The sequence below is a fragment of the Lysobacter sp. M15 genome (assembly GCF_022662515.1).
GTDB lineage: Bacteria > Pseudomonadota > Gammaproteobacteria > Xanthomonadales > Xanthomonadaceae > JAKPBU01.
The window spans coordinates 82,645-102,500 of the sequence record NZ_JAKPBV010000015.1; the positions used below are offsets into that span (position 1 = coordinate 82,645).

The 19,856-nt window shown below is 65.4% G+C and carries 14 protein-coding genes, 2 rRNA genes and 1 other RNA gene (1 of these 17 running past the window's edge); 11 read left to right on the top strand and 6 right to left on the bottom strand.

Going from position 1 to position 19,856, the window contains the following annotated elements; genetic code table 11:
- Positions 1-183 precede the first annotated feature (183 nt).
- From hemW to MC380_RS16605, 3 genes are all read left to right on the top strand, one after another.
- Positions 184-1,383: a radical SAM family heme chaperone HemW gene (gene hemW / locus MC380_RS16595; protein WP_242166043.1), complete on the top strand. Its 1,200-nt coding sequence runs from the start codon at positions 184-186 to the stop codon at positions 1,381-1,383.
- A 73-nt stretch (positions 1,384-1,456) separates the two neighbouring features.
- Positions 1,457-3,751: a DUF1631 family protein gene (locus MC380_RS16600; protein WP_242166045.1), complete on the top strand. Its 2,295-nt coding sequence runs from the start codon at positions 1,457-1,459 to the stop codon at positions 3,749-3,751.
- Positions 3,748-4,155 (top strand): PilZ domain-containing protein, encoded by a 408-nt coding sequence (locus MC380_RS16605; protein ID WP_242101392.1) that lies wholly within the window; start codon positions 3,748-3,750, stop codon positions 4,153-4,155. Before MC380_RS16600 ends, MC380_RS16605 begins: the two co-directional genes overlap by 4 nt.
- Before the next feature lie 9 nt (positions 4,156-4,164).
- Here MC380_RS16605 and MC380_RS16610 read toward each other — a convergent pair whose 3' ends face one another.
- Positions 4,165-6,825, bottom strand: coding sequence for an EAL domain-containing protein (locus MC380_RS16610; protein ID WP_242101393.1), 2,661 nt, complete (start codon positions 6,823-6,825; stop codon positions 4,165-4,167).
- 43 nt (positions 6,826-6,868) lie between these two features.
- On the opposite strand from MC380_RS16610, the gene pepQ reads away from it, so the two are divergent.
- Positions 6,869-8,185, top strand: coding sequence for a Xaa-Pro dipeptidase (gene pepQ, locus MC380_RS16615; protein ID WP_242102915.1), 1,317 nt, complete (start codon positions 6,869-6,871; stop codon positions 8,183-8,185).
- Between the two features lie 25 nt (positions 8,186-8,210).
- On the opposite strand, the gene MC380_RS16620 is transcribed toward pepQ, so the two are convergent.
- From MC380_RS16620 to MC380_RS16630, 3 genes are all read right to left on the bottom strand, one after another.
- Positions 8,211-9,347: a sialidase family protein gene (locus MC380_RS16620; protein ID WP_242166047.1), complete on the bottom strand. Its 1,137-nt coding sequence runs from the start codon at positions 9,345-9,347 to the stop codon at positions 8,211-8,213.
- A gap of 38 nt (positions 9,348-9,385) precedes the next feature.
- Entirely contained in the window at positions 9,386-10,711 is a 1,326-nt protein-coding gene (locus MC380_RS16625; protein ID WP_242101395.1) for an aminopeptidase P N-terminal domain-containing protein, read from the bottom strand.
- Positions 10,712-10,882: 171 nt separating this feature from the next.
- Positions 10,883-11,428 carry a UPF0149 family protein gene (locus tag MC380_RS16630; RefSeq protein WP_242101396.1) on the bottom strand — a complete coding sequence of 182 codons (546 nt, stop codon included), beginning with the start codon at positions 11,426-11,428 and terminating at the stop codon, positions 10,883-10,885.
- Between the two features lie 116 nt (positions 11,429-11,544).
- On the opposite strand from MC380_RS16630, the gene MC380_RS16635 reads away from it, so the two are divergent.
- From MC380_RS16635 to rpiA, 7 genes are all read left to right on the top strand, one after another.
- Positions 11,545-13,746, top strand: a complete 2,202-nt coding sequence (locus MC380_RS16635) for a GGDEF domain-containing phosphodiesterase (protein WP_242166049.1) — start codon at positions 11,545-11,547, stop codon at positions 13,744-13,746.
- Between the two features lie 102 nt (positions 13,747-13,848).
- Entirely contained in the window at positions 13,849-14,070 is a 222-nt protein-coding gene (locus MC380_RS16640) for a TIGR02449 family protein (RefSeq protein ID WP_242101398.1), read from the top strand.
- Complete coding sequence (locus tag MC380_RS16645; RefSeq protein ID WP_242166051.1) at positions 14,067-14,360, top strand: cell division protein ZapA; 294 nt, start codon at positions 14,067-14,069, stop codon at positions 14,358-14,360. Before MC380_RS16640 ends, MC380_RS16645 begins: the two co-directional genes overlap by 4 nt.
- Positions 14,361-14,476: 116 nt before the next feature.
- A non-coding RNA gene (gene ssrS / locus MC380_RS16650) (6S RNA) lies at positions 14,477-14,662 on the top strand.
- A gap of 203 nt (positions 14,663-14,865) precedes the next feature.
- Complete coding sequence (locus MC380_RS16655) at positions 14,866-15,462, top strand: 5-formyltetrahydrofolate cyclo-ligase (protein WP_242166053.1); 597 nt, start codon at positions 14,866-14,868, stop codon at positions 15,460-15,462.
- Positions 15,459-15,926 carry an EVE domain-containing protein gene (locus MC380_RS16660; RefSeq protein WP_242166055.1) on the top strand — a complete coding sequence of 156 codons (468 nt, stop codon included), beginning with the start codon at positions 15,459-15,461 and terminating at the stop codon, positions 15,924-15,926. The genes MC380_RS16655 and MC380_RS16660 overlap by 4 nt, the downstream gene beginning before the upstream one ends.
- A gap of 80 nt (positions 15,927-16,006) precedes the next feature.
- The gene (gene rpiA / locus MC380_RS16665; protein WP_242102916.1) at positions 16,007-16,657 is read left to right on the top strand and encodes a ribose-5-phosphate isomerase RpiA; all 651 of its coding nucleotides are present in this window, start codon (positions 16,007-16,009) and stop codon (positions 16,655-16,657) included.
- A 100-nt stretch (positions 16,658-16,757) separates the two neighbouring features.
- Here the strand turns inward: rpiA and rrf are convergent.
- Both rrf and MC380_RS16675 read right to left on the bottom strand, forming a co-directional pair.
- A 5S ribosomal RNA gene (gene rrf, locus MC380_RS16670) occupies positions 16,758-16,871 on the bottom strand.
- A 184-nt stretch (positions 16,872-17,055) separates the two neighbouring features.
- A 23S ribosomal RNA gene (locus MC380_RS16675) occupies positions 17,056-19,856 on the bottom strand (it continues 65 nt past the right edge of the window).

The following is a 19,856-nucleotide window of genomic DNA, read 5'->3' on the forward strand; positions in this document are numbered from 1 at the left end:
GGATCGGGCGCGACGAGGCGTCGATTCATCGACAGCGAAACGGGCCTGTGGGTGCGATCACACCGGTGTGGAAGTCGCGCCGAAGCGGCGCTCCTACAATGGTGGTTCCCAGGCTTCTCTGAATCGACGCAGCCCTCCATGGTGCCGCAGGATCTCCTCCCTTCGCCAACGCCCGCACATCCAGTGCCGGGCGTTCAGCAGCGCGCGGACCAGTGGTCCGCAAACGCGCTGCTTCACCCACCGCTGTCGCTTTACGTGCATCTGCCCTGGTGCGTGCGCAAATGTCCTTACTGCGACTTCAATTCGCACGAACAACGCGGCGCCCTGCCCTTCTCGGCCTATGTCGACGCGCTGATCGCCGACCTGGATCACGACCTGCCGCTGGTCTGGGGGCGCACGGTGCAGACCGTGTTCTTTGGCGGCGGCACGCCCAGCCTGTTTCCCGCCGATGCCATCGACGCCTTCCTGCAACAGGCCTCGGCGCGGTTGCGCTTCGCCCCGAACGCGGAGATCACGCTCGAAGCCAACCCGGGTACCGCCGAACATGGCCGTTTCGCCGACTACCGCAGGGCGGGCATCAACCGGATCAGCTTCGGCGTGCAGAGCTTCGACGACGGCTGCCTGCGACGTCTCGGCCGCATCCACGACGCCGCCGAGGCGGAAGCCGCGGTCAAGCTGGCGCAGGACGCGGGCTTCGACAACCTCAACCTCGACCTGATGTACGCACTGCCGGAGCAGACGTTGGCGATGGCCGCGTTCGACGTAGAGCGTGCCATCGCCCTTGCGCCTGCCCACGTCTCGCATTACCAGCTCACGCTCGAGCCCAATACGGTGTTTGCGGCCCAGCCACCGACGGGGATTCCCGACCACGACGATGCCTGGGAGATGCAGGCGCACTGCCAGGCGCAGCTGGCCGCCGCCGGCTTCGACCAGTACGAAGTGAGCGCCTATGCGCGCGCCGGCCACCAATGCGCGCACAACCTCAACTACTGGCGTTTTGGCGATTACCTGGGCATCGGCGCCGGCGCGCACGGCAAGCTCACGCTGGCGGCGCAGCAGCAGATCCTGCGCCGCTGGAAGCTGAAGCATCCGGCGGCCTATCTCGCTGCCGCCGGCGGCACCGCGGCGATCGGCGGCGATGAAGACATCCAGCCCGACCGGCGCCCGTTCGACTACATGCTCAATGCGCTGCGGCTGAATGCAGGCTTCGCGCTGTCGGAGTTCGAGGCCCGCACCGGCCTGCCGCGCGCGGCGATCGCCGCGGAACTGCAGCAGGCGCAGGACCGCGGCTGGATCCGGACCGAAGGCGGACAAGTGCTGCCCACCGAGCTCGGCCGCCGCTTCACCAACGACGTGATCCTGCTGTTTCTTCCCGACCGATGACAGGCCGGCCTGTTCCGGCCGGCTCAGGCCGGGGCAGGCATAATGCGTCCGACATGGCGGCAGAACCTGCTTGATGACCGTTCCGGGAAGTCCGAACCCTGCATCGACCGGGATCCGCACCCTGGCGGGCGCACGGCTGCCGCCGCGGGTGCGCAACATCCTCGAATCGCTGCTCCGTGCTGCCTCGGACGAGTTCGAGCGCAGGCTGGGCGACATGCTGGTCGAATTCGAACAGCAGCTGTTCCGCCTGGCCGACCACGCACGCAACCCGGCGGTCGAGGCGGGCTACATGCACACGCTGCGCACCATGCGCCTGAACCGCGCGGACCTGATCCCGCGTTTCATGCTGGGTGTCGAGGCCGGTCTGGCCAGCCTGGACCGTTCGCCTGTCCCGAACGCGGAATCCGCCGCGACGAAACCGGCCATCGCACCCGACTCCACCAGCCTGAAGCTGGTGGACGACACCGAGATGGACGTCGAACTGATCCTGCGCGACGTGGCCCAACGCAGTGCAGCGCGGGCGAGCCTGCCGCTGCATCTGCTGGGCCAACGCTTCGGCGTGCTGGGCGCGATGCCGGCGTTCGATGCCGAACGCCTGCCGCTCGGCCCGTGGTCGCTGTGCACGATCCTTCAGGATGCCAGCAGCGTGCTGCAGCTGCCGCCGGATGCGCAGCAGCTGCTGCTGCGCACCTTCGAGCGCAGGGTGATGGCCGATTACGGCCAGATCGCCGAACTGTTCAATGCCGAGCTGAGCGCATCCGGCGTGCTGCCCGCGCTCACCTACGTGCCGCTGCGGCTGCGCGCCACGGCGTTGCCGTCCGATGACCAGGCATCCGCGAAGCCGCGCGCACGTCGCCGCAACGCGGCCGCTGCGGGCGCTCAAACGGCGGGCGCGCGCGCGCGGCCGCACACGGCCTGGCTCGGCCTGGATGCAGCGGAGGATTCGGTCGACCGCGGAGGCAGCTTCGCCGGGCTGCAGGAATTGCTTGCCGGCAGGCGCACGACCCGGGCCGCGGCCGCGACGCAGCGGTCACGCGCTGCGCCGGACGCATCGGCCGCCGCAGCGGAGCTCGCGACGGCCCTGGCCCAGGTGCGCCCGGCGCTGGGATTGGCGGGCGGAGACGGACAGACGATCGACGGCATCAAGCGCGCGGTCAGCCAACGCCTGCGCGAGGAACGCGGCCCGGATGCCGAACTGACCAAGGCCGATAGCGATACCTTCGACCTGCTCGGCATGCTCTATGAGCGGGTCGAGCGCGAGGTGCGCATCGACACCCTTGCCGCAGGCCTGCTCAAGCGCCTGCAGCTGCCGGTACTGCATGCCGCGCTGGACGACCACGAGTTCTTCACCCGCAGCCAGCACCCCGCGCGCCAGCTCCTCAACACGGTGGCCGAGTCCGGCGCGCGCTGGCTCGACGACAACGACATCGACCCTGCGCTGCTGCAACCGATCCAGCGCGCGGTCGATCACGTGGTGAAGCACGCGCACGAGGATCCGGGCGTGTTCGAGGCCAGCAACCGCATGTTGCAGCAGGAACTCGAGCTCCTGGCACGCCGATCGGACATGGCCGAACGCAGGCATGTGGAGGCGGCGCGCGGAAAAGAGAAACTGGAAATCGCCAAGCGTCTGGCCGCCGCGACGATTACCGGCATGATCGGCCAGCGCAAGCCGCACAAGTTCGTGCGGGCGCTGATCGAACAGGCCTGGGCCGATGCGCTGACGCTCGCCTTGTTGCGTCACGGCGACGACTCGGACGAATGGCGACAGATGCTGGAAACCACCCGGCGGATCGTCACCGCCTGCTGCGACCAAGGTGCCGTGCCCGATCCGGAACTCGCCACCCAGGTCGAAGCGGCATTGTCGCGGGTCGGATACCACGGCGACGAGGCCGCAGCGATCAGCCGTCGCCTCGCCAGCCTGCGCGAGGACGACGACGGGGCCTCGCGGACCGAACTGGCCGCCGCGCTCAAGACGCGTACGCGCCTGGGAGAACGCGCGGGAGCGCAGGACAAACAGAAGCTTGCGCCGCGCACGCCCGAGGAGCAGGCGCAGTACGAACGCGTCAGTGAGCTGCCGTTCGGAACCTGGATCGAGTTCGTCAGCAACCAGCAGGGCGACGTCGTGCGCAAGCGCCTGTCCTGGTACAGCAAGGTCACCGGCCACGCGTTGTTCGTGAACCTGCGCGGCCAGCGCGTGGGCGAGCAGTCGCTCGACAGCCTGGCACGGATGCTGGCCCGCGGGCAGGCACGTGTGGTCACGATCGAACGCGCCCGACTGGTCGATCGGGCATGGCAGGCCACGCTGGGCACGCTGCGCGGCCTCGCGCGCCGCGGTGGCGCCGCACGCACCGAGCAGGCGCGCGCATGAGTAGCGAATTCCGCCGCCGTCGCCGTCGACAGATCTCTGAAACGGTTCTGGTGACCGATGCCATGACCGAAGCGGTGGTAGGCCGGATCGCCAACCTGTCCGAAACGGGCATGCTGCTGATCGCCACTGCGCCGCTGACCGACGACGCGCTGTACCAGTTCCGCTTCCGCCTGGTCGATGCCCGCGGCGTCAATGCCGAGTACGAGCTCGGTGCGCACCTGCTGTGGAAGGACGACCAGGGCACGCCAGGCATGACCTGGACCGGCTTGCGGTTCATCGCGATACCCGAGGACCAGGCGCAGCGCCTGCGCGACTGGATCGGGGAGCCCACCGGCCCCGGCCAATCTACTCCAGGCCAGTCCGCTGCAGACCAGCCCGCGCACAACCAGCCAGATCCAACCTGAGCCCGGCAATCAGCTGCGGCTGCGACGCTGGAACAACACCGGTTCCGGACGGTGCAGGGCGAACCCCTGGGCGTGGTCCACACCCAGACTGCGCAGCACATCGAGCAGCCGGATGTCGTCGACCCATTCGGCCACCACATCCAGATCGCGCTGGTGGCCGATCTCGGCGATCACCTCGACGATCGACCGGCTCATCGGATCGGTGTCCAGGTCGCGGATGAAGCTGCCGTCGATCTTGATGACGTCGACCGGCAGGTTCTTGAGATAGCCGAACGAGGCCATGCCTGCGCCGAAATCGTCGAGGGCGACGCTGCAGCCGGCTGCGCGCAAACGGCCGATGAAACGCACCGCACGCGCCAGGTTGCGCACGGCCTCGGTCTCCGTGATCTCGAAGCACAGGGACGAGGCCGGCACGCCGTGTTCGGCGAGCAGCGCCAGGGTGTCGTCGACGATCGATTCGTCCTCGAGCGATGCGGCGGAGAGGTTCAGCGAGCATCGCGCCGGAGGCCCGGAAGCATGCAGGCGGCCGAAGTTCGCGATCGCCTGCCCGATCACCCAGCGATCCAGCGTGCCCACCAGGCCATAGCGTTCGGCGGCCGGCAGGAACGCGCCCGGCAGGACCACCGCGCCCTGCTCGTCGCGCAGGCGCAGCAGCAGCTCCAGGTACACGCCCTGGCGCGGGCCTTCCCGCAGCGGCTTCATCTCCTGGTAGTACAGCAGCATGCGCCCTTCTTCGATGGCTAGCCGCAGGCGGTTCACCCACTCCATCTCGCCGCGCCGCTGGATGGTGTCGTCGGCTTCGGCGGCATAGAAGTGGATCCGGTTGCGGCCGCCGTCCTTGGCCATGTAACAGGCGGTATCCGCCTGGGCCAGCAGCTCGCGCAGGTTGCTGCCCGGCTGGTCGACCAGCACCACGCCGATGCTTGCGCTGACGGTGTAGCTGCGCTGCTCCCATGCGTACAGATGCGCCTCGATGCGGACCCGCAGGCGCTCGGCCAGCGCTTCTGCATCCACGCGCCGGGTCTCGAACGCGATGATCCCAAATTCGTCACCCCCGAGCCGCGCCAGCACGTCGCTGCTGCGCAGTTCCTCCGCCATGATCAGGGCCAGCTGGATCAGCAGCTGGTCGCCGGCGATGTGGCCGGAGGTGTCGTTGATCAGCTTGAACTGGTCCAGGTCGATGTAGAGCAGCGCGAACGGCGGCCCGCCCTTCGCCCTCGCCTGCAGCGCAGCCTCGATCCGGCGTTCGAACTCGCGCCGGTTATAAAGGTCGGTGAGCGAATCGTGGGTCGCCTGGTAACTGAGCTGCTCGGTGAGCTGGCGCTGCTCGGAGATGTCCTTGGCCACCATCAGCAGCTTCTGTTCGCCGTCCACTTCCATCCGGGTGAGCGACACGCTGGCCCAGAACGGGTCGCCGTTGAGCGACTGCATGACCAGCTCCACGTTGCGCCAGCCTCCGGCTTCTCCGAGTGCGGACAGGCGCGCGCGGTCGTCCGGATCGGCGAACACGCTTTCCAGCACCGTATCGCTGCCGATTGCGGCGCCGAGCCGCTCGCGTGCGGCCTGGTTGACGTATTCGATACGGCGATCGTCGGCGCGCGCCAGCAGCACCAGCGCGGGCAACAATTCGTTCAGGCTGCGGAAACGTTCTTCGCTTTCCCTGAAGCGCTGGCTCATGCGCCAGCCCAGTTCCAGCGCGCGGCGCCGGGTGGTGGTCATGGACCACACCAGCAGCGACAACAGCAGACTCACGACCAGGCCCGGCGTCCATACCGACTCGCGCCAGTCCAGCTGTTGTCCCGTTTGCAGTGGATGCATGGACAGGCGCCAGTGGCGGTCGCCGTAGGCGAGGATGCTGGACAGATGGCCACCCGCGTCCTCGTCGCCATGCAGGCCGGGATGCGAGTCGTACAGCGGGCGCGTCTGGCCCTCGGTCACGTCGGCAACCTCGATATGCATGACCGAGAGGATGTCCGCCGGCAGCGCACTCTCGATCAGGGCCGCGATCCGGAAGGAGACCGCCAGCGAGCCCAGCACGCGCGCCCGACGCTCGGCCAGCGTGCGCGGCGGCGGCCCGGCCCGGTAGATCGGCAGGCGCATGGTCACGCCGTCGGTAGGCTGGCCGGCCGGCGAGAGCTGTACCAGCTGGAACGGCGCCGACAGTACCGGTAGATCCGTATCGCGGGAACGTTCCGCGCCCAAGAGGTTGGCCGGCTGGCTCCTGATATCCAGGCCTGGCAGGCGTTCGTTGCCGGCCATTGGAGCCACCATCTCGGTGATGTAGTGGTCGCCGTCCTCTCGCCGCTCGTAGCGCGCAAAGGCGATCGCCTGCAGGCTGGGGAAGATTTCCCGCGCGCGCAGGTTCGCGTAGGCGTTGCCGAATTCTTCGGCGGTGACCTCGCGCGAAGCGATGAACAGGGCCTGCACCGAGCGGACCATGAGCGCGCATGCGCGCAGGCGCTGATCCAGCGCATCGTGGCTTGAGGTGAGCATGTGCGTCCAGGCCTGTTCGCGTTCGGTCGCATAGCGGCGTTGCTGCCACTCCGCCACCCACCAGGTCAGGGCGAGGCCCACCGCCAGCGCGATCAGGCTCCATGCCCATGGCGGCATGCGCACCAACCCATCGCGCGCGCCCTGCGGCTGCGGCGGGAATCGGTCAAAATCCGACATTGCCCCCACAGAGCTCTTCCCGATGACAATCCCCGATCAGGCGATGTTATATCGCACTCACCTCGATGAATTGGGAATCCGGGCCCAAACGGCGCTTTCCCGCGGTGGGTTCGACCATCTCGTGGTGCCCAGCGGCACGCTGCACTACCAGGTCTTCGATGACCGCGACTATCCGTACGCGGTCAACCCGCAGTTCAAGGCATGGGTTCCGCTCACCCGCAATCCGGGCAGCTGGCTGGTGGTCACGCCTGGCCAGAAGCCAAAGATGATCTACCTGCAGCCGCTTGACTACTGGCACGTGGTACCGCAGGCGCCGAGCGGTTACTGGACCGAGCACTTCGACATCGTGGTGATCCGCAAGCCGGAGGAAGCGCTCAAGCACCTGCCGAAGAACGCCGAGCGTTGCGCGATCCTGGGCGAGCCGCAGAGCGCACTGGGCAATTACGGCGCGTACAAGCCGAACAATCCGCAGCCGGTGATCGACTATCTGGAGTACCACCGCGGCAACAAGACGCCGTACGAGATCGAGATGATGCGCTCGGCGACGCGCAAGGGCGTGCGCGCGCACCGCGCCGCCGAGCGCGCGTTCCGCGCCGGCGCCTCGGAACTGGGCATCCACCTGGCCTACTGCCAGGCCGCAGGGCAGGACGTGAGCGAACTGCCGTACGCCAACATCGTCGCGCTCAACGAACACGGCGCCGTCCTGCACTACACCGAGCTCGGCCGCGTGCCCCCCAAGCCGGTGCGCAGCTTCCTGATCGATGCCGGCGCCGCGCATGCCGGTTATGCCTGCGACATCACCCGCACCTATTCGACCGACGCCGGCGACGGGTTCCAGGCGCTGATCGATGCGGTCGATGCGGCGCAGCTGAAGATGTGCGACCAGGTCCGCGCCGGCTTCGACTACAAGCAGCTGCACCTGGATGCGCACCTGGCGCTTGCGAAGATCCTGCGCGATTTCGGCCTGATCACCGTGTCCCCGGAAGCCGCGGTGGAAACCGGCGTGAGTTCGGCATTCTTTCCACACGGCATCGGCCATGGCATCGGCCTGCAGGTGCACGATGTCGCCGGCTTCGCCGCATCGGACGCGGGCGGCACGATCCCGAAACCCGAGGGGCATCCCTATCTGCGCCTGACCCGGGTGCTCACGCCGGGCATGGTGGTGACCATCGAACCGGGTATTTATTTCATCGACATGCTGCTTGCCGAGCTCAGGGACAAAGGCCTGGGCTCCAGCGTCAACTGGGAGCATGTCGACCGGTTCCGCCCCTATGGCGGCATCCGGATCGAGGACGACGTGGTGTGTACGCAGGGCGACCCGATCAACCTGACTCGCGAGGGATTCGCCGAAGCCGCCTAGCCCTCCGCGTACGCGATGACGCCATTCACTCCAACCGCGACGGGTCGATCACGACGTGGCGAATCCGCTTGCGGTTCCAGGTATAGGTGACGTGGACACGCCCATCGCCGGTCTGGACCACGGCCGGGTACGCGTACCCATGCGGCAGCGGCGCATGCTCCAGCGTCAACACCCGGCGCCAGTGGATGCCATCGTCGGAGAGCGCGATGTCCAGCGGATAGCGCGGCCCCTGGCCCGGCGTGTCGGGAGCGTGCGCGGCGTGGTTGTAGACGAGCAGATGCCGGCCGTCGGCAAGCGTCACCGCATCGGTGCCCGAATTCGGATTGGGCAATGCCAGTGCCGCGACCTCGTTCCAGGTCGCACCGTTGTCGCGCGACCAGGCGCTGGCCATCGCACCCTGACGACTGCGCGCCACGGCCTGCAGGACACCATCGCCATGCATCAGGATGCTCGGCTGGATCGCGTCGATCAGCAACGGCGACACCACCGGCGGCGTGCGCGTCCATGTACGGCCGCCATCGACACTGCGCTCGAAGTGCATGCGCCAGCTCGGGCCATCGGGTCCGCCCATCGCGGCGCTGGACTGCTCCACGCTGGACGGCGCCAGCCACTCGCCGTTGGCAAGCACAACGGGCTTGTTCTTGATCGGACCCAGGATGCCGTCCGGCAGGCGTTCCGGCACGCCCCAGCTGTTTCCATCGTCCTGAGAACGGACGACCATGCCCCACCAGTCGCGCGGCGTCGGTCCGACCTTGTAGAACAGCAGCAGCTCGCCCTGCGGTGCCCGGAACAGCACAGGGTTCCAGGTGGGCTGCCGGGTGCCGTCTTTCTGGACACCATCGGCGACCTGCACAGGCGTTTCCCAGCGGCCGGCGCGCCGGCGCGAAAACCAGATAGCGACATCCGGATTCCGCTCGTGGGTGCCGCCAAACCAGGCCGCGGCGATGGAGCCGTCGCCCAGCTGCACCAGTGTGGAGGCATGCGCTTCCGGATACGGCGCTTCCTCGAAGATCCATTCCCTGGACACGATCGCGTCCGCGGCTATGGCCGCACGCCATGGCATCAGCGCCGCAAACACGGCCAACGCCACAATCACGAATCGGACATCACCATGGGCGCGCACGTCGCTCACCTCGCCTGCCTGCACTGAGCGAGCCATCATGCAGGAATCCGGCGGCGCGCCCAACCGGCGCGCTACGCTCATGCCCGTACCATCAGGGCTTCGATTTCGTCGGCGCTGCGCGCGAGTTTTTCCGTCAGCACGTGGTGGCCGTCGCGCGTGATCAGCACGTCGTCCTCGATGCGGATGCCGATGCCGCGCCACTTCGCGTTCACGCTTGTGTCGTCCGCACCAATGTACAGGCCGGGCTCGATGGTGAACACCATCCCCGGTTCCAGCAGCCGCGATTCGCCATCGAGCCGGTAGTCGCCCACGTCGTGCACGTCCAGGCCGAGCCAGTGCCCGGTCTTGTGCCGGTAGAAGCGCTTGTAGCTGCCGTCGGCGATGTTCTTCTCGAGCTTGCCCTTCAGCAGGCCCAGCGCGAGCAGGCCGTCTGTCAGGGTTTCCACCGCCGCGGCATGCCCTGCTTCATAAGGCACTCCGGGCCTGGCCTGCGCGAGTGCGGCTGCCTGCGCCGCGCCGACCAGATCGTGCAGGGCGCGCTGTTCCCTGGTAAACCGCCCGCTGACGGGAAAGGTGCGGGTGATATCGGAGGCGTAGCCGCGATACTCCGCCCCGGCGTCGATCAGGACCAGGTCGCCATCCTTCGCCTGCGCATTGTTGGCGCGGTAATGCAGCACGCAGGCGTTGGCGCCGGCGCCGACGATGCTGCCATAGGCGGGCTCGGCGTCGTGCAGACGGAATACCCGCTCGATTTCCGCCTGCAACGCGTACTCGTGCATGCCAGGCTTCGCCGCGCGCATCACCGCTTCGTGCGCGGCCACGCTGATGTCGGCGGCGCGCTGCATGAGGCGGATTTCGTCCTTGGACTTGAACAGCCGCAGCTCGTCGAGCAGATGGCCGAGTTCGAGGAATTCATGCGGCGGCTGCGCCCCCATCCGTACCTGCGCGCGCACCTGGTTGAGCCAGCCGATCAGCTTGAGGTCGAAGTCGGTATCGCGCCCGAAGTGGTAGTACACGCGTGACCGTCCTTCGAGCAGGCCGGGCAGGATCTCGTCGAGGTCGTCGATCGGATAGGCATCGTCCATACCCAGCGCATCGACCGCGCCTTCGGGTCCAAGGCGCGGTCCGTCCCACGCCTCACGGTCGGGATCGCGTTCGCGGCAGAACAGCAGCGCCTCCCCATGCCGACGGCCGGGCACCAGGACCAGCACCGATTCGGGCTCGGAAAAGCCGGTCAGGTACCAGAAATCCGAGTCCTGCCGGTACGGGTAATGCGTGTCGCGGCTGCGGATGCGCTCGGGTGCGGCGGCCAGGACCAGGATCGCGTCGTCGCCGGCGATGCGCATCAGCTGCTTGCGGCGTCTTGCGTAGGCGGAGATGGGCGTGGAGATGGGTTTGTGCATCGTTCCTCTTCAGGCCGGCGAAGGCGGATCGCCAGCCCCTGTCCGGGCAATCCTGTCATGGCACGGAATGATCCCGGGGCGTGCGATGCAACGCAAACTCCTGCATCCCCGCCTTCGTGGGAATGACGCTCTGCCGGCGTGGCCGCACGGAGCGCGGCGACTGGCGGATCGTCAGTTGAACTGTTGGCGGTGGCGCGGACCAAGGACACAGTCGCCGTGCAGGAGCAGCACCGCGACCCGCACGAATTCCTCGATTTCGGCGAGCGCCTCCTCGTCTTCCTGGTCGCCGTCGTCCTGGGCCGTGGCCGCAGCGAACCGGGCCAGGTCGCCCAGCGATTCACGCCCCTCGTCCGACAGCGGCGGTGCGCGCCCTGCGGCCAGTCCGAAGCCGCCAAGGAAGCCGCGGCACCAGGCGAACAGCGCCCCGCTGCGCTGGGCCAGGCTGGCATCGTCGTCCGGCAGCAGAAGCTGCAGATCGAAATCACGGTCCGCGAACTGGGCCGCGGTCGCGGCACGCATGCGGCTCAGCGCGCCGCCCGGCGTCTCCGGCGCCAGACTCTCGTCTGCCATCACCGCCGCGATCCAGTCGGGAGCGTTGCGGCCGCCACCGGCCAGCCAGCCGCACAGCCCGCCGTGCAGTTCGCTGGGGTCGGTCGCGAGCCCGGCGGACTGCGATTCCAGCGCGATTTCCTGCAGCGAGGGCAAACGCTCGGCCAAGAAGTAGGGTCCGTGGACGGAGGGTTGCGAGTGTAGCCAATGCCGGCCGGCCTCGTTGGCCGACCGCGTTAACCTCTACACTGGCTGCGACGCAGTGCGAAGCGAGGCCCAGCGCGTTGACCAGTTCGGCTGCATCCGGCTCCACTCTCGCGCTGTTGCTCCTGGTGCTGGCGCTCGGCCTGGGGCTGGTGTGGGTATGGCGTGACCGCACCCGCCTTCGCCGCGAGCACGCGACCAGCCTGGAGCAAGCCGAGCGCCGCCTGGAACTGGCGTTGTCGGCCAGCGGCGAGCAGTTCTGGGAGCTCGATCTGGAACGCCGCTCGCTGCGTCGCCTGCACATGCGGCTCGATCCCATCCAGGGCGGCCAACTGGTGGCCGAGCGCCAGACCGAATGGGACGGCGTGATCCATCCCGAGGATGCAGCGCTGGTGCGTGCGCGCCTGGTCTCGCACCTGAAAGGGGAAGCCGAAGCCTTCGTGTGCGACCTGCGCATCCGCGAGGCCGAAGGCAGTTGGCGCAGGGTCCGTGCACATGGACGCGCCACGGCCCACGACGCGCACGGACGCGTCACTCGCGTTTCCGGGGTCGCCCACCAGATCGGAGATCCGGCAGGCATGCGCCCGCACCCGGTCGCCGACGGCGTGGAGCGCAACATGCGCGAAGCGGTCTGCGTCATGCATCCGGACTTCAGCTTCGTCAGCGTCAATCCTGCCTTCACCCAGATCACCGGCTACGCGCCGGCTGACGTGCTCGGCCGTCAAGTCGATCTCCTCGACAGCCCACAACACGACAGCGAGTTCTACGCCGCGATCCGCGCGGAAGTGCTGGTCAACGGGCGCTGGGCAGGCGAGCTGTGGGCGCGGCGCAAGGACGGCGAGGAATTCCTGTGCTCGGCGGTGTTCTTCGCCATCGGCCAACCCGGGCATCCGCCACAGACACTGGTCGCCGTGTTCAGCGATATCACCCACCAGAAGCGAGCCGAACAGGAGCTGCGCTATCTGGCCAACTTCGATGCGTTGACCAACCTGCCCAACCGTGCGTTGTTGTCCGAGCGGCTCTCGCGCGCCATCGTTCGCGCCCGCCGGGAGAACTCCAGGATCGCGGTGCTGTTCCTGGACTTCGACCACTTCAAGGACGTCAACGATTCGCTCGGCCACGCCGCCGGCGACCGCATCCTGCGCGTTGCGGCCACCCGGCTGCAGGAAACCGTCGGCGAGCAATCGACCGTGGCGCGCCTGGGTGGCGACGAATTCACCGTCGTGGTGGAGGACGTCGCCTCGCCGGAAGACGCCGATCACATGGCGCGCGAAATCATCATGGCGTTCGAGGCGCCCCTGCGGCTCGATGAGCGGGTCGAAGTCGCGATCTCGCCGTCCATCGGCATCAGCCTGTACCCCGACCATGGCCAGGTACCCACCGAGCTGCTCAAGCGCGCGGACACCGCGATGTACCAAGCCAAGGCCGCCGGCCGGCGCACCTTCTCCCGTTACGACGATTCCATGGAGGTGGCGCTGCGCGAGCGCGCCACGGTCTCTGGCGCGTTGCGCAAGGTGCTCGACCGGGGCGAGCTGCGCCTGGTGTTCCAGCCGCGAATGTCGCTGCCGCAGCGCCGCATCGTCGGCGTCGAGGCGCTGCTGCGCTGGCAGAGCAGCGAGCACGGCGACGTTCCGCCAGCCGTATTCATTCCGCTCGCGGAGGAAACCGGGCTGATCCTGGAACTGGGCGAGTGGGTGCTGCGCGAGGCCTGCCTGACCCTGCGCCGCTGGCAACAGTCGGGCCTGCACAGGCTGTCGATGTCGGTCAACGTGTCCGCGCTCCAGCTGTTGCGCGGCGACTTCCCGCTGGTGGTCGAGCGGGTGCTGGCTGAAACCGGCCTGGCCCCGGACCTGCTGGAGCTAGAGCTCACCGAAAGCGTGATCATGGCCAATGCGGAACAGACGGCGGACAAGCTGCAATCGTTCCGCCGCACCGGCGTGTCCCTGGCGATCGACGATTTCGGGACCGGTTATTCCTCGCTCGCCTACCTGCGTCGCCTGCCCATCACCACCCTGAAGATCGACAAGGAATTCATCGGTGATCTCAGCAGCGACCCCGACGACGCCTCGATCACCACCACCGTGATCACGATGGCCCATTCGCTGGGCCTGAACGTGGTCGCCGAGGGGGTCGAGACCCGGGAGCAGCTGGATTTCCTCGATGCCCAGGGCTGCGATGAGATCCAGGGCTACTGGCTTTCGCCGCCCATGGAGTCCGACCGCTGCCAGGCCTTCCTGCGCGACTGGCGCCCGCAGGACATCCGCGCGGCCGCAACGGGCTAGGAGGATGACTCGCGCCCCTGCCTCCGCGCGGGTACCCTGTAGCCGCCCTGGCGCGGGCCTGACCGGCTTGACCGCCTTCGGCCGGCTGCCTAAGGTGCCTGCATGAACAACCCCGACCCGGTCGCCCAGCTGCAGGCCATGGCTTCGCGCATCGAAGCCCTGGTCGAACGCTGCCAACGCCTGGCCGAAGAGAACCGGAGTCTGCGCAACCAGCATGAGCAGATCAGCGGCGAGCGTTCGCAGCTGCTGGCCAAGAACGAGCAGGCGCGCACCCGGGTCGAGGCGATGATCGCGCGGTTGAAGTCGCTGGAGCAGCACACGTGAGCAACAGCGAAGCGGTCAGCATCCGCATCCTGGACCGCGAGTACACCGTTGGCGTCGAACCCGACGAGCGCGACAGTCTGGTCGCGGCCGCACGCCTGCTGGAACAGCGCATGCGGGATGTGCGTGGCGCCAATCGCATGGCCGCCATCGACCGTGTCGCTGTGCTCGCGGCGCTGAACCTCGCGCACGAACTGCAGCAGCTGCGCGACGAAAACGGCAGGCGTGAGCGCGAGCTCACGCGCACGCTCGATGCGCTGCAACGCAAGCTGGACCAGTTCGTCGACGCGTAATGAATGCGCTGTGGGTTGCTGGTTGGCGGATTGCAATGGTGTTTGCGACCGTGATTGACTGAATGTTCCGACGAATGGAACTTGCGTCATCGGAACGCTCCCCTATACTTGGCCTGCGTCCTCTGCCGTGATTGACGGCGCGCGCAAACATTCGCCTTGTCCCTTAAAAACGACACCGGGGACGCAGCGGTCGCCCAGCGTGCATGTCCGCCTCGCAGCGGAAAGCCCAAGGGCTTCCAAGCGTTCCCACTTGAACCCCGGGTTCAAGGTCGTTTCGCGCGCATCGGCATGGCGGAGGATGCAATTTTTACGGCCCGTGCATTTGCGCGGGCCTTTTGTTTGGCGTCGTGCAGTGGAAATCCGGCTGTGCGGCCGCGTCCCGGCGATAGCGCGCAATGTCATCGCCTGAGCTCTCGCTCGCGCGAACAACGCGTGCGAACGGCTCGTCGACTGCACGATTCCGGCTCTACAATCCGCGCATGACCGCCGCTGGATCCACCGCACGATGACCCTAGACCGGAAGGCGCTACGTGCGGAACTGCGTCGGCGGCGACGCGATCTTCCGGCCGCGCAGCGCCTGGCCGCCGCCGAGTCGCTTGCCGGCCATCTGCTCTCGTTGCCGTTCGCTCCGGATACGGGCTTCGTCGCCGGCTACTGGGCGATGGACGGTGAAATCGCATTGCACGCCTGGCAGCTGCACCTGCCCGCGCGCGTGACCTACTGCCTGCCGGTTCTCCATGGCAGCCAGGGTCTCCGCTTCGCGCCCTGGCGCCCCGGCGAACCGCTCGCGACCAATCGCTACGGCATTCCCGAGCCAGACATCGATCCGGGGAAACTGCTCGCCCCCGAATCCATGCGCATGGTGGTGGTCCCGCTGGTCGGCTTCGACGCCAGCGGCCAGCGCCTGGGCATGGGAGCGGGTTGGTACGATCGCAGCTTCGCATTCAGGCAGGCCTCCGCGCCGCCGCCATGGCTGGTGGGCGCGGGTTTCCAGTCGCAGCAGATCGATGCACTGGCGAGCCAGCCCTGGGACGTGGCCCTGGATGCCGTTTGCACCGACGCAGGCACCCATCTCACCCTCGCAGGAACCGTTTCCGCATGAGCGCGCGCAGGAAATACTGGCTAATGAAAACGGAACCGGAGGATTTTTCGATCGACGACCTGCAGCGGGTCGGGATCGAACCCTGGACCGGAGTGCGCAATTACCAGGCGCGCAACTTCATGCGCCAGATGCAACCCGGTGACGGCGTGCTGTTCTATCACTCGAGCACGGAAGTCCCCGGCATCTACGGGGTCGCCGAGGTCGCAAGCACGCCCTATCCGGACCCGACCCAGTTCCAGAAGAAGTCGAAGTACTTCGATGAAAAGTCCACCCAGGAGCAGCCACGCTGGGACCTCGTCGACGTGAAGTTCGTGCGCAAGCTGCGGCGCGGGATCCCGCTCGATGAGATCCGGGCGCATGCAGAGCGCCTGGGCGAGGATTTCGCCCTGATCCGCCGCGGCACGCGGCTGTCGGTGCTGCCGGTGACCGCGGCGCAGTGGAAACTGCTGCTATCGCTTGAGTGACGCTTTGCAGTGCCGGGCGAGCAGGCTCGTCCCTGGTTACGAGGCGCCAGTTTACCCGGCGCTCAACAACGAGAATCCAGATGACCGAAGCAAAACGCCTCGCCGCCGAGAAGGCCATTGATTACGTCGAGGATGGCAGCATCGTCGGGGTAGGCACCGGTTCCACCGTCGCCTACTTCATCGATGCGCTGGCCCGGATCCGCGACCGGATCGAGGGCGCCGTCTCCAGCTCGGAACAAAGCAGCCAGCGCCTGCGCGGACATGGCATCGAGGTGCTGGATCTCAATCACACCGGACCGCTCGCCCTCTACGTCGACGGCGCCGACGAGTGCGACCCGCACAAGCGCCTGATCAAGGGCGGCGGAGCGGCGCTGACCCGGGAAAAAATCATCGCCGAGGCGAGCGCACGTTTCGTCTGCATCATCGATCCGTCAAAGCGCGTCGAGGTGCTAGGCAGGTTTCCGCTGCCGGTCGAGGTTATCCCGATGGCGCGCAGCCTGGTCGCAAGGGAGATTCTGCGGATTACCGGCGGAAATCCTGTCTGGCGCGATGGCGTGGTCACCGACAACGGCAATGTGCTGCTCGACATTCACGGCTTGTCGATCATCGACCCGGTTGGCCTGGAGCGCGAGCTCAACCAGATCCCAGGAGTGGTCAGTGTGGGCTTGTTCGCCCGGCGCGGAGCAGACATCGTGATCGTCGGTGGCGAACCGCCGCTGGTGCTTGGCTGACCGCAAAGCGGTCGCCGGGTTCAACAGCTCGCAGCCTCGTACGGATTCGTCGCGGCAAAAGAAAAACCCCCAGCCGGAGCTGGGGGTTTTTGGGTAAAGACCCTGGCGATGACCTACTCTCGCATGCTGAATGCACACTACCATCGGCGCGTACGCGTTTCACTTCCGAGTTCGGAATGGGATCGGGTGGTTCCACGCAGCTATTGTCACCAGGGAGAGGGTGGAGGGTCGCGGGTCGGATGCGGACGTATCCACAGACGACTTGAACGCGCACACGCTCTCGTTGGTTGCCTCCGAACAAGCCATGAAACGGCTCGCCTTTGGCGAATAAGTTGGGACGTAGCGAAATTTGCTCCGAACGTCGACGCGTCGTCGAGTCCAAGGCCACTTGAGGTTATATGGTCAAGCCACACGGATCATTAGTACTGGTTAGCTCAATACATTGCTGTACTTACACACCCAGCCTATCAACCACCTGGTCTTGATGGTTCCTTTAGGGGGCTTGTGCCCCGGGAGATCTCATCTTGAGGCGCGCTTCCCGCTTAGATGCTTTCAGCGGTTATCGCTTCCGAACATAGCTACCCGGCAGTGCCACTGGCGTGACAACCGGAACACCAGAGGTTCGTCCACTCCGGTCCTCTCGTACTAGGAGCAGCCCCTCTCAAATCTCCAACGCCCACGACAGATAGGGACCGAACTGTCTCACGACGTTCTGAACCCAGCTCGCGTACCACTTTAAATGGCGAACAGCCATACCCTTGGGACCGACTACAGCCCCAGGATGTGATGAGCCGACATCGAGGTGCCAAACACCGCCGTCGCTATGGACGCTTGGGCGGTATCAGCCTGTTATCCCCGGAGTACCTTTTATCCGTTGAGCGATGGCCCTTCCATACAGAACCACCGGATCACTAAGTCCTACTTTCGTACCTGCTTGATCCGTCGATCTTGCAGTCAAGCACGCTTATGCCTTTGCACACAGTGCGCGATGTCCGACCGCGCTGAGCGTACCTTCGAGCTCCTCCGTTACTCTTTGGGAGGAGACCGCCCCAGTCAAACTACCCACCATACACGGTCCCCGACCCGGATTACGGGCCCAGGTTAGAACGTCAAGCACATCAGGGTGGTATTTCAAGGTTGCCTCCACGACAGCTAGCGCCATCGCTTCAAAGGCTCCCACCTATCCTACACAGACGAACTCAACGTTCAGTGTAAAGCTATAGTAAAGGTTCACGGGGTCTTTCCGTCTTGCCGCGGGAACGCTGCATCTTCACAGCGATTTCAATTTCACTGAGTCTCGGGTGGAGACAGCGCCGCTGTCGTTACGCCATTCGTGCAGGTCGGAACTTACCCGACAAGGAATTTCGCTACCTTAGGACCGTTATAGTTACGGCCGCCGTTTACTGGGGCTTCGATCAAGAGCTTCGCCTTGCGGCTGACCCCATCAATTAACCTTCCAGCACCGGGCAGGCGTCACACCCTATACGTCCACTTTCGTGTTTGCAGAGTGCTGTGTTTTTGATAAACAGTCGCAGCGGCCTGGTCACTTCGGCCCCCCCCAGCTATTCACCAGAGGAGGCGCACCTTCTCCCGAAGTTACGGTGCTATTTTGCCTAGTTCCTTCACCCGAGTTCTCTCAAGCGCCTGAGAATTCTCATCCTGCCCACCTGTGTCGGTTTACGGTACGGTCTGCGTAAGCTGAAGCTTAGGAGCTTTTCCTGGAAGCGTGATATCAGCAGCTTCGCCCTAATGGGCTCGTCCTTAGTCTCAACGTTGCGCCCCCGGATTTGCCTAAGGGCACCGCCTCAACTCTCTCACCGGGACAACCAACGCCCGGCCTGCCTAACCTTCTCCGTCCCTCCATCGCACTTACGCGAGGTGCTGGAATATTAACCAGCTTCCCATCGACTACGCATTTCTGCCTCGCCTTAGGGGCCGACTCACCCTGCGCCGATTAACGTTGCGCAAGGAAACCTTGGGCTTTCGGCGTGCGGGCTTTTCACCCGCATTATCGTTACTCATGTCAGCATTCGCACTTCCGATACCTCCAGCGGACTTCTCAATCCACCTTCATCGGCTTACGGAACGCTCCTCTACCGCGCACAACAAAGTTGTGCACCCCAAGCTTCGGTTTACTGCTTAGCCCCGTTAAATCTTCCCCGCAGACCGACTCGACCAGTGAGCTATTACGCTTTCTTTAAAGGGTGGCTGCTTCTAAGCCAACCTCCTGGCTGTCTGTGCCTTTCCACATGGTTTTCCACTTAGCAGTAATTGGGGACCTTAGCTGTGGGTCTGGGTTGTTTCCCTTTTCACGACGGACGTTAGCACCCGCCGTGTGTCTCCCATGCATTCCGTCTCGGTATTCGGAGTTTGCCATGGTTTGGTAAGTCGCAATGACCCCCTAGCCATAACAGTGCTCTACCCCCGAGAGGATTCACATGAGGCGCTACCTAAATAGCTTTCGAGGAGAACCAGCTATCTCCGGGTTCGATTAGCTTTTCACTCCTAATCACAACTCATCCCCGTCTTTTGCAACAGACGTGGGTTCGGGCCTCCAGTTGATGTTACTCAACCTTCACCCTGGCCATGACTAGATCACCCGGTTTCGGGTCTACTGCCCGCGACTATGCGCCCTTATCAGACTCGGTTTCCCTTCGCCTCCCCTATACGGTTAAGCTCGCCACGAACAGTAAGTCGCTGACCCATTATACAAAAGGTACGCAGTCACTCCTTGCGGAGCTCCTACTGCTTGTACGCACACGGTTTCAGGATCTATTTCACTCCCTTCACCAGGGTTCTTTTCGCCTTTCCCTCACGGTACTGGTTCACTATCGGTCGGTCAGGAGTATTTAGCCTTGGAGGATGGTCCCCCCATGTTCAGACAGGGTTTCACGTGCCCCGCCCTACTCAATTTCATCTGCGTGGCCCTTTCGCATACAGGGCTGTCACCTTCTATGGCCAAGCTTTCCAGCTTGTTTTACTAGAACCATGCAGACTTTTGGGCTGCTCCCCGTTCGCTCGTCGCTACTTAGGGAATCTCGGTTGATTTCTTTTCCTGCGGTTACTTAGATATTTCAGTTCACCGCGTTCGCCTCGTACAGCTATGTATTCACTGCACGATACCTCTTGCGAGGTGGGTTTCCCCATTCGGACATTGCCGGATCAAAGCTTGTTGCCAGCTCCCCGACACTTTTCGCAG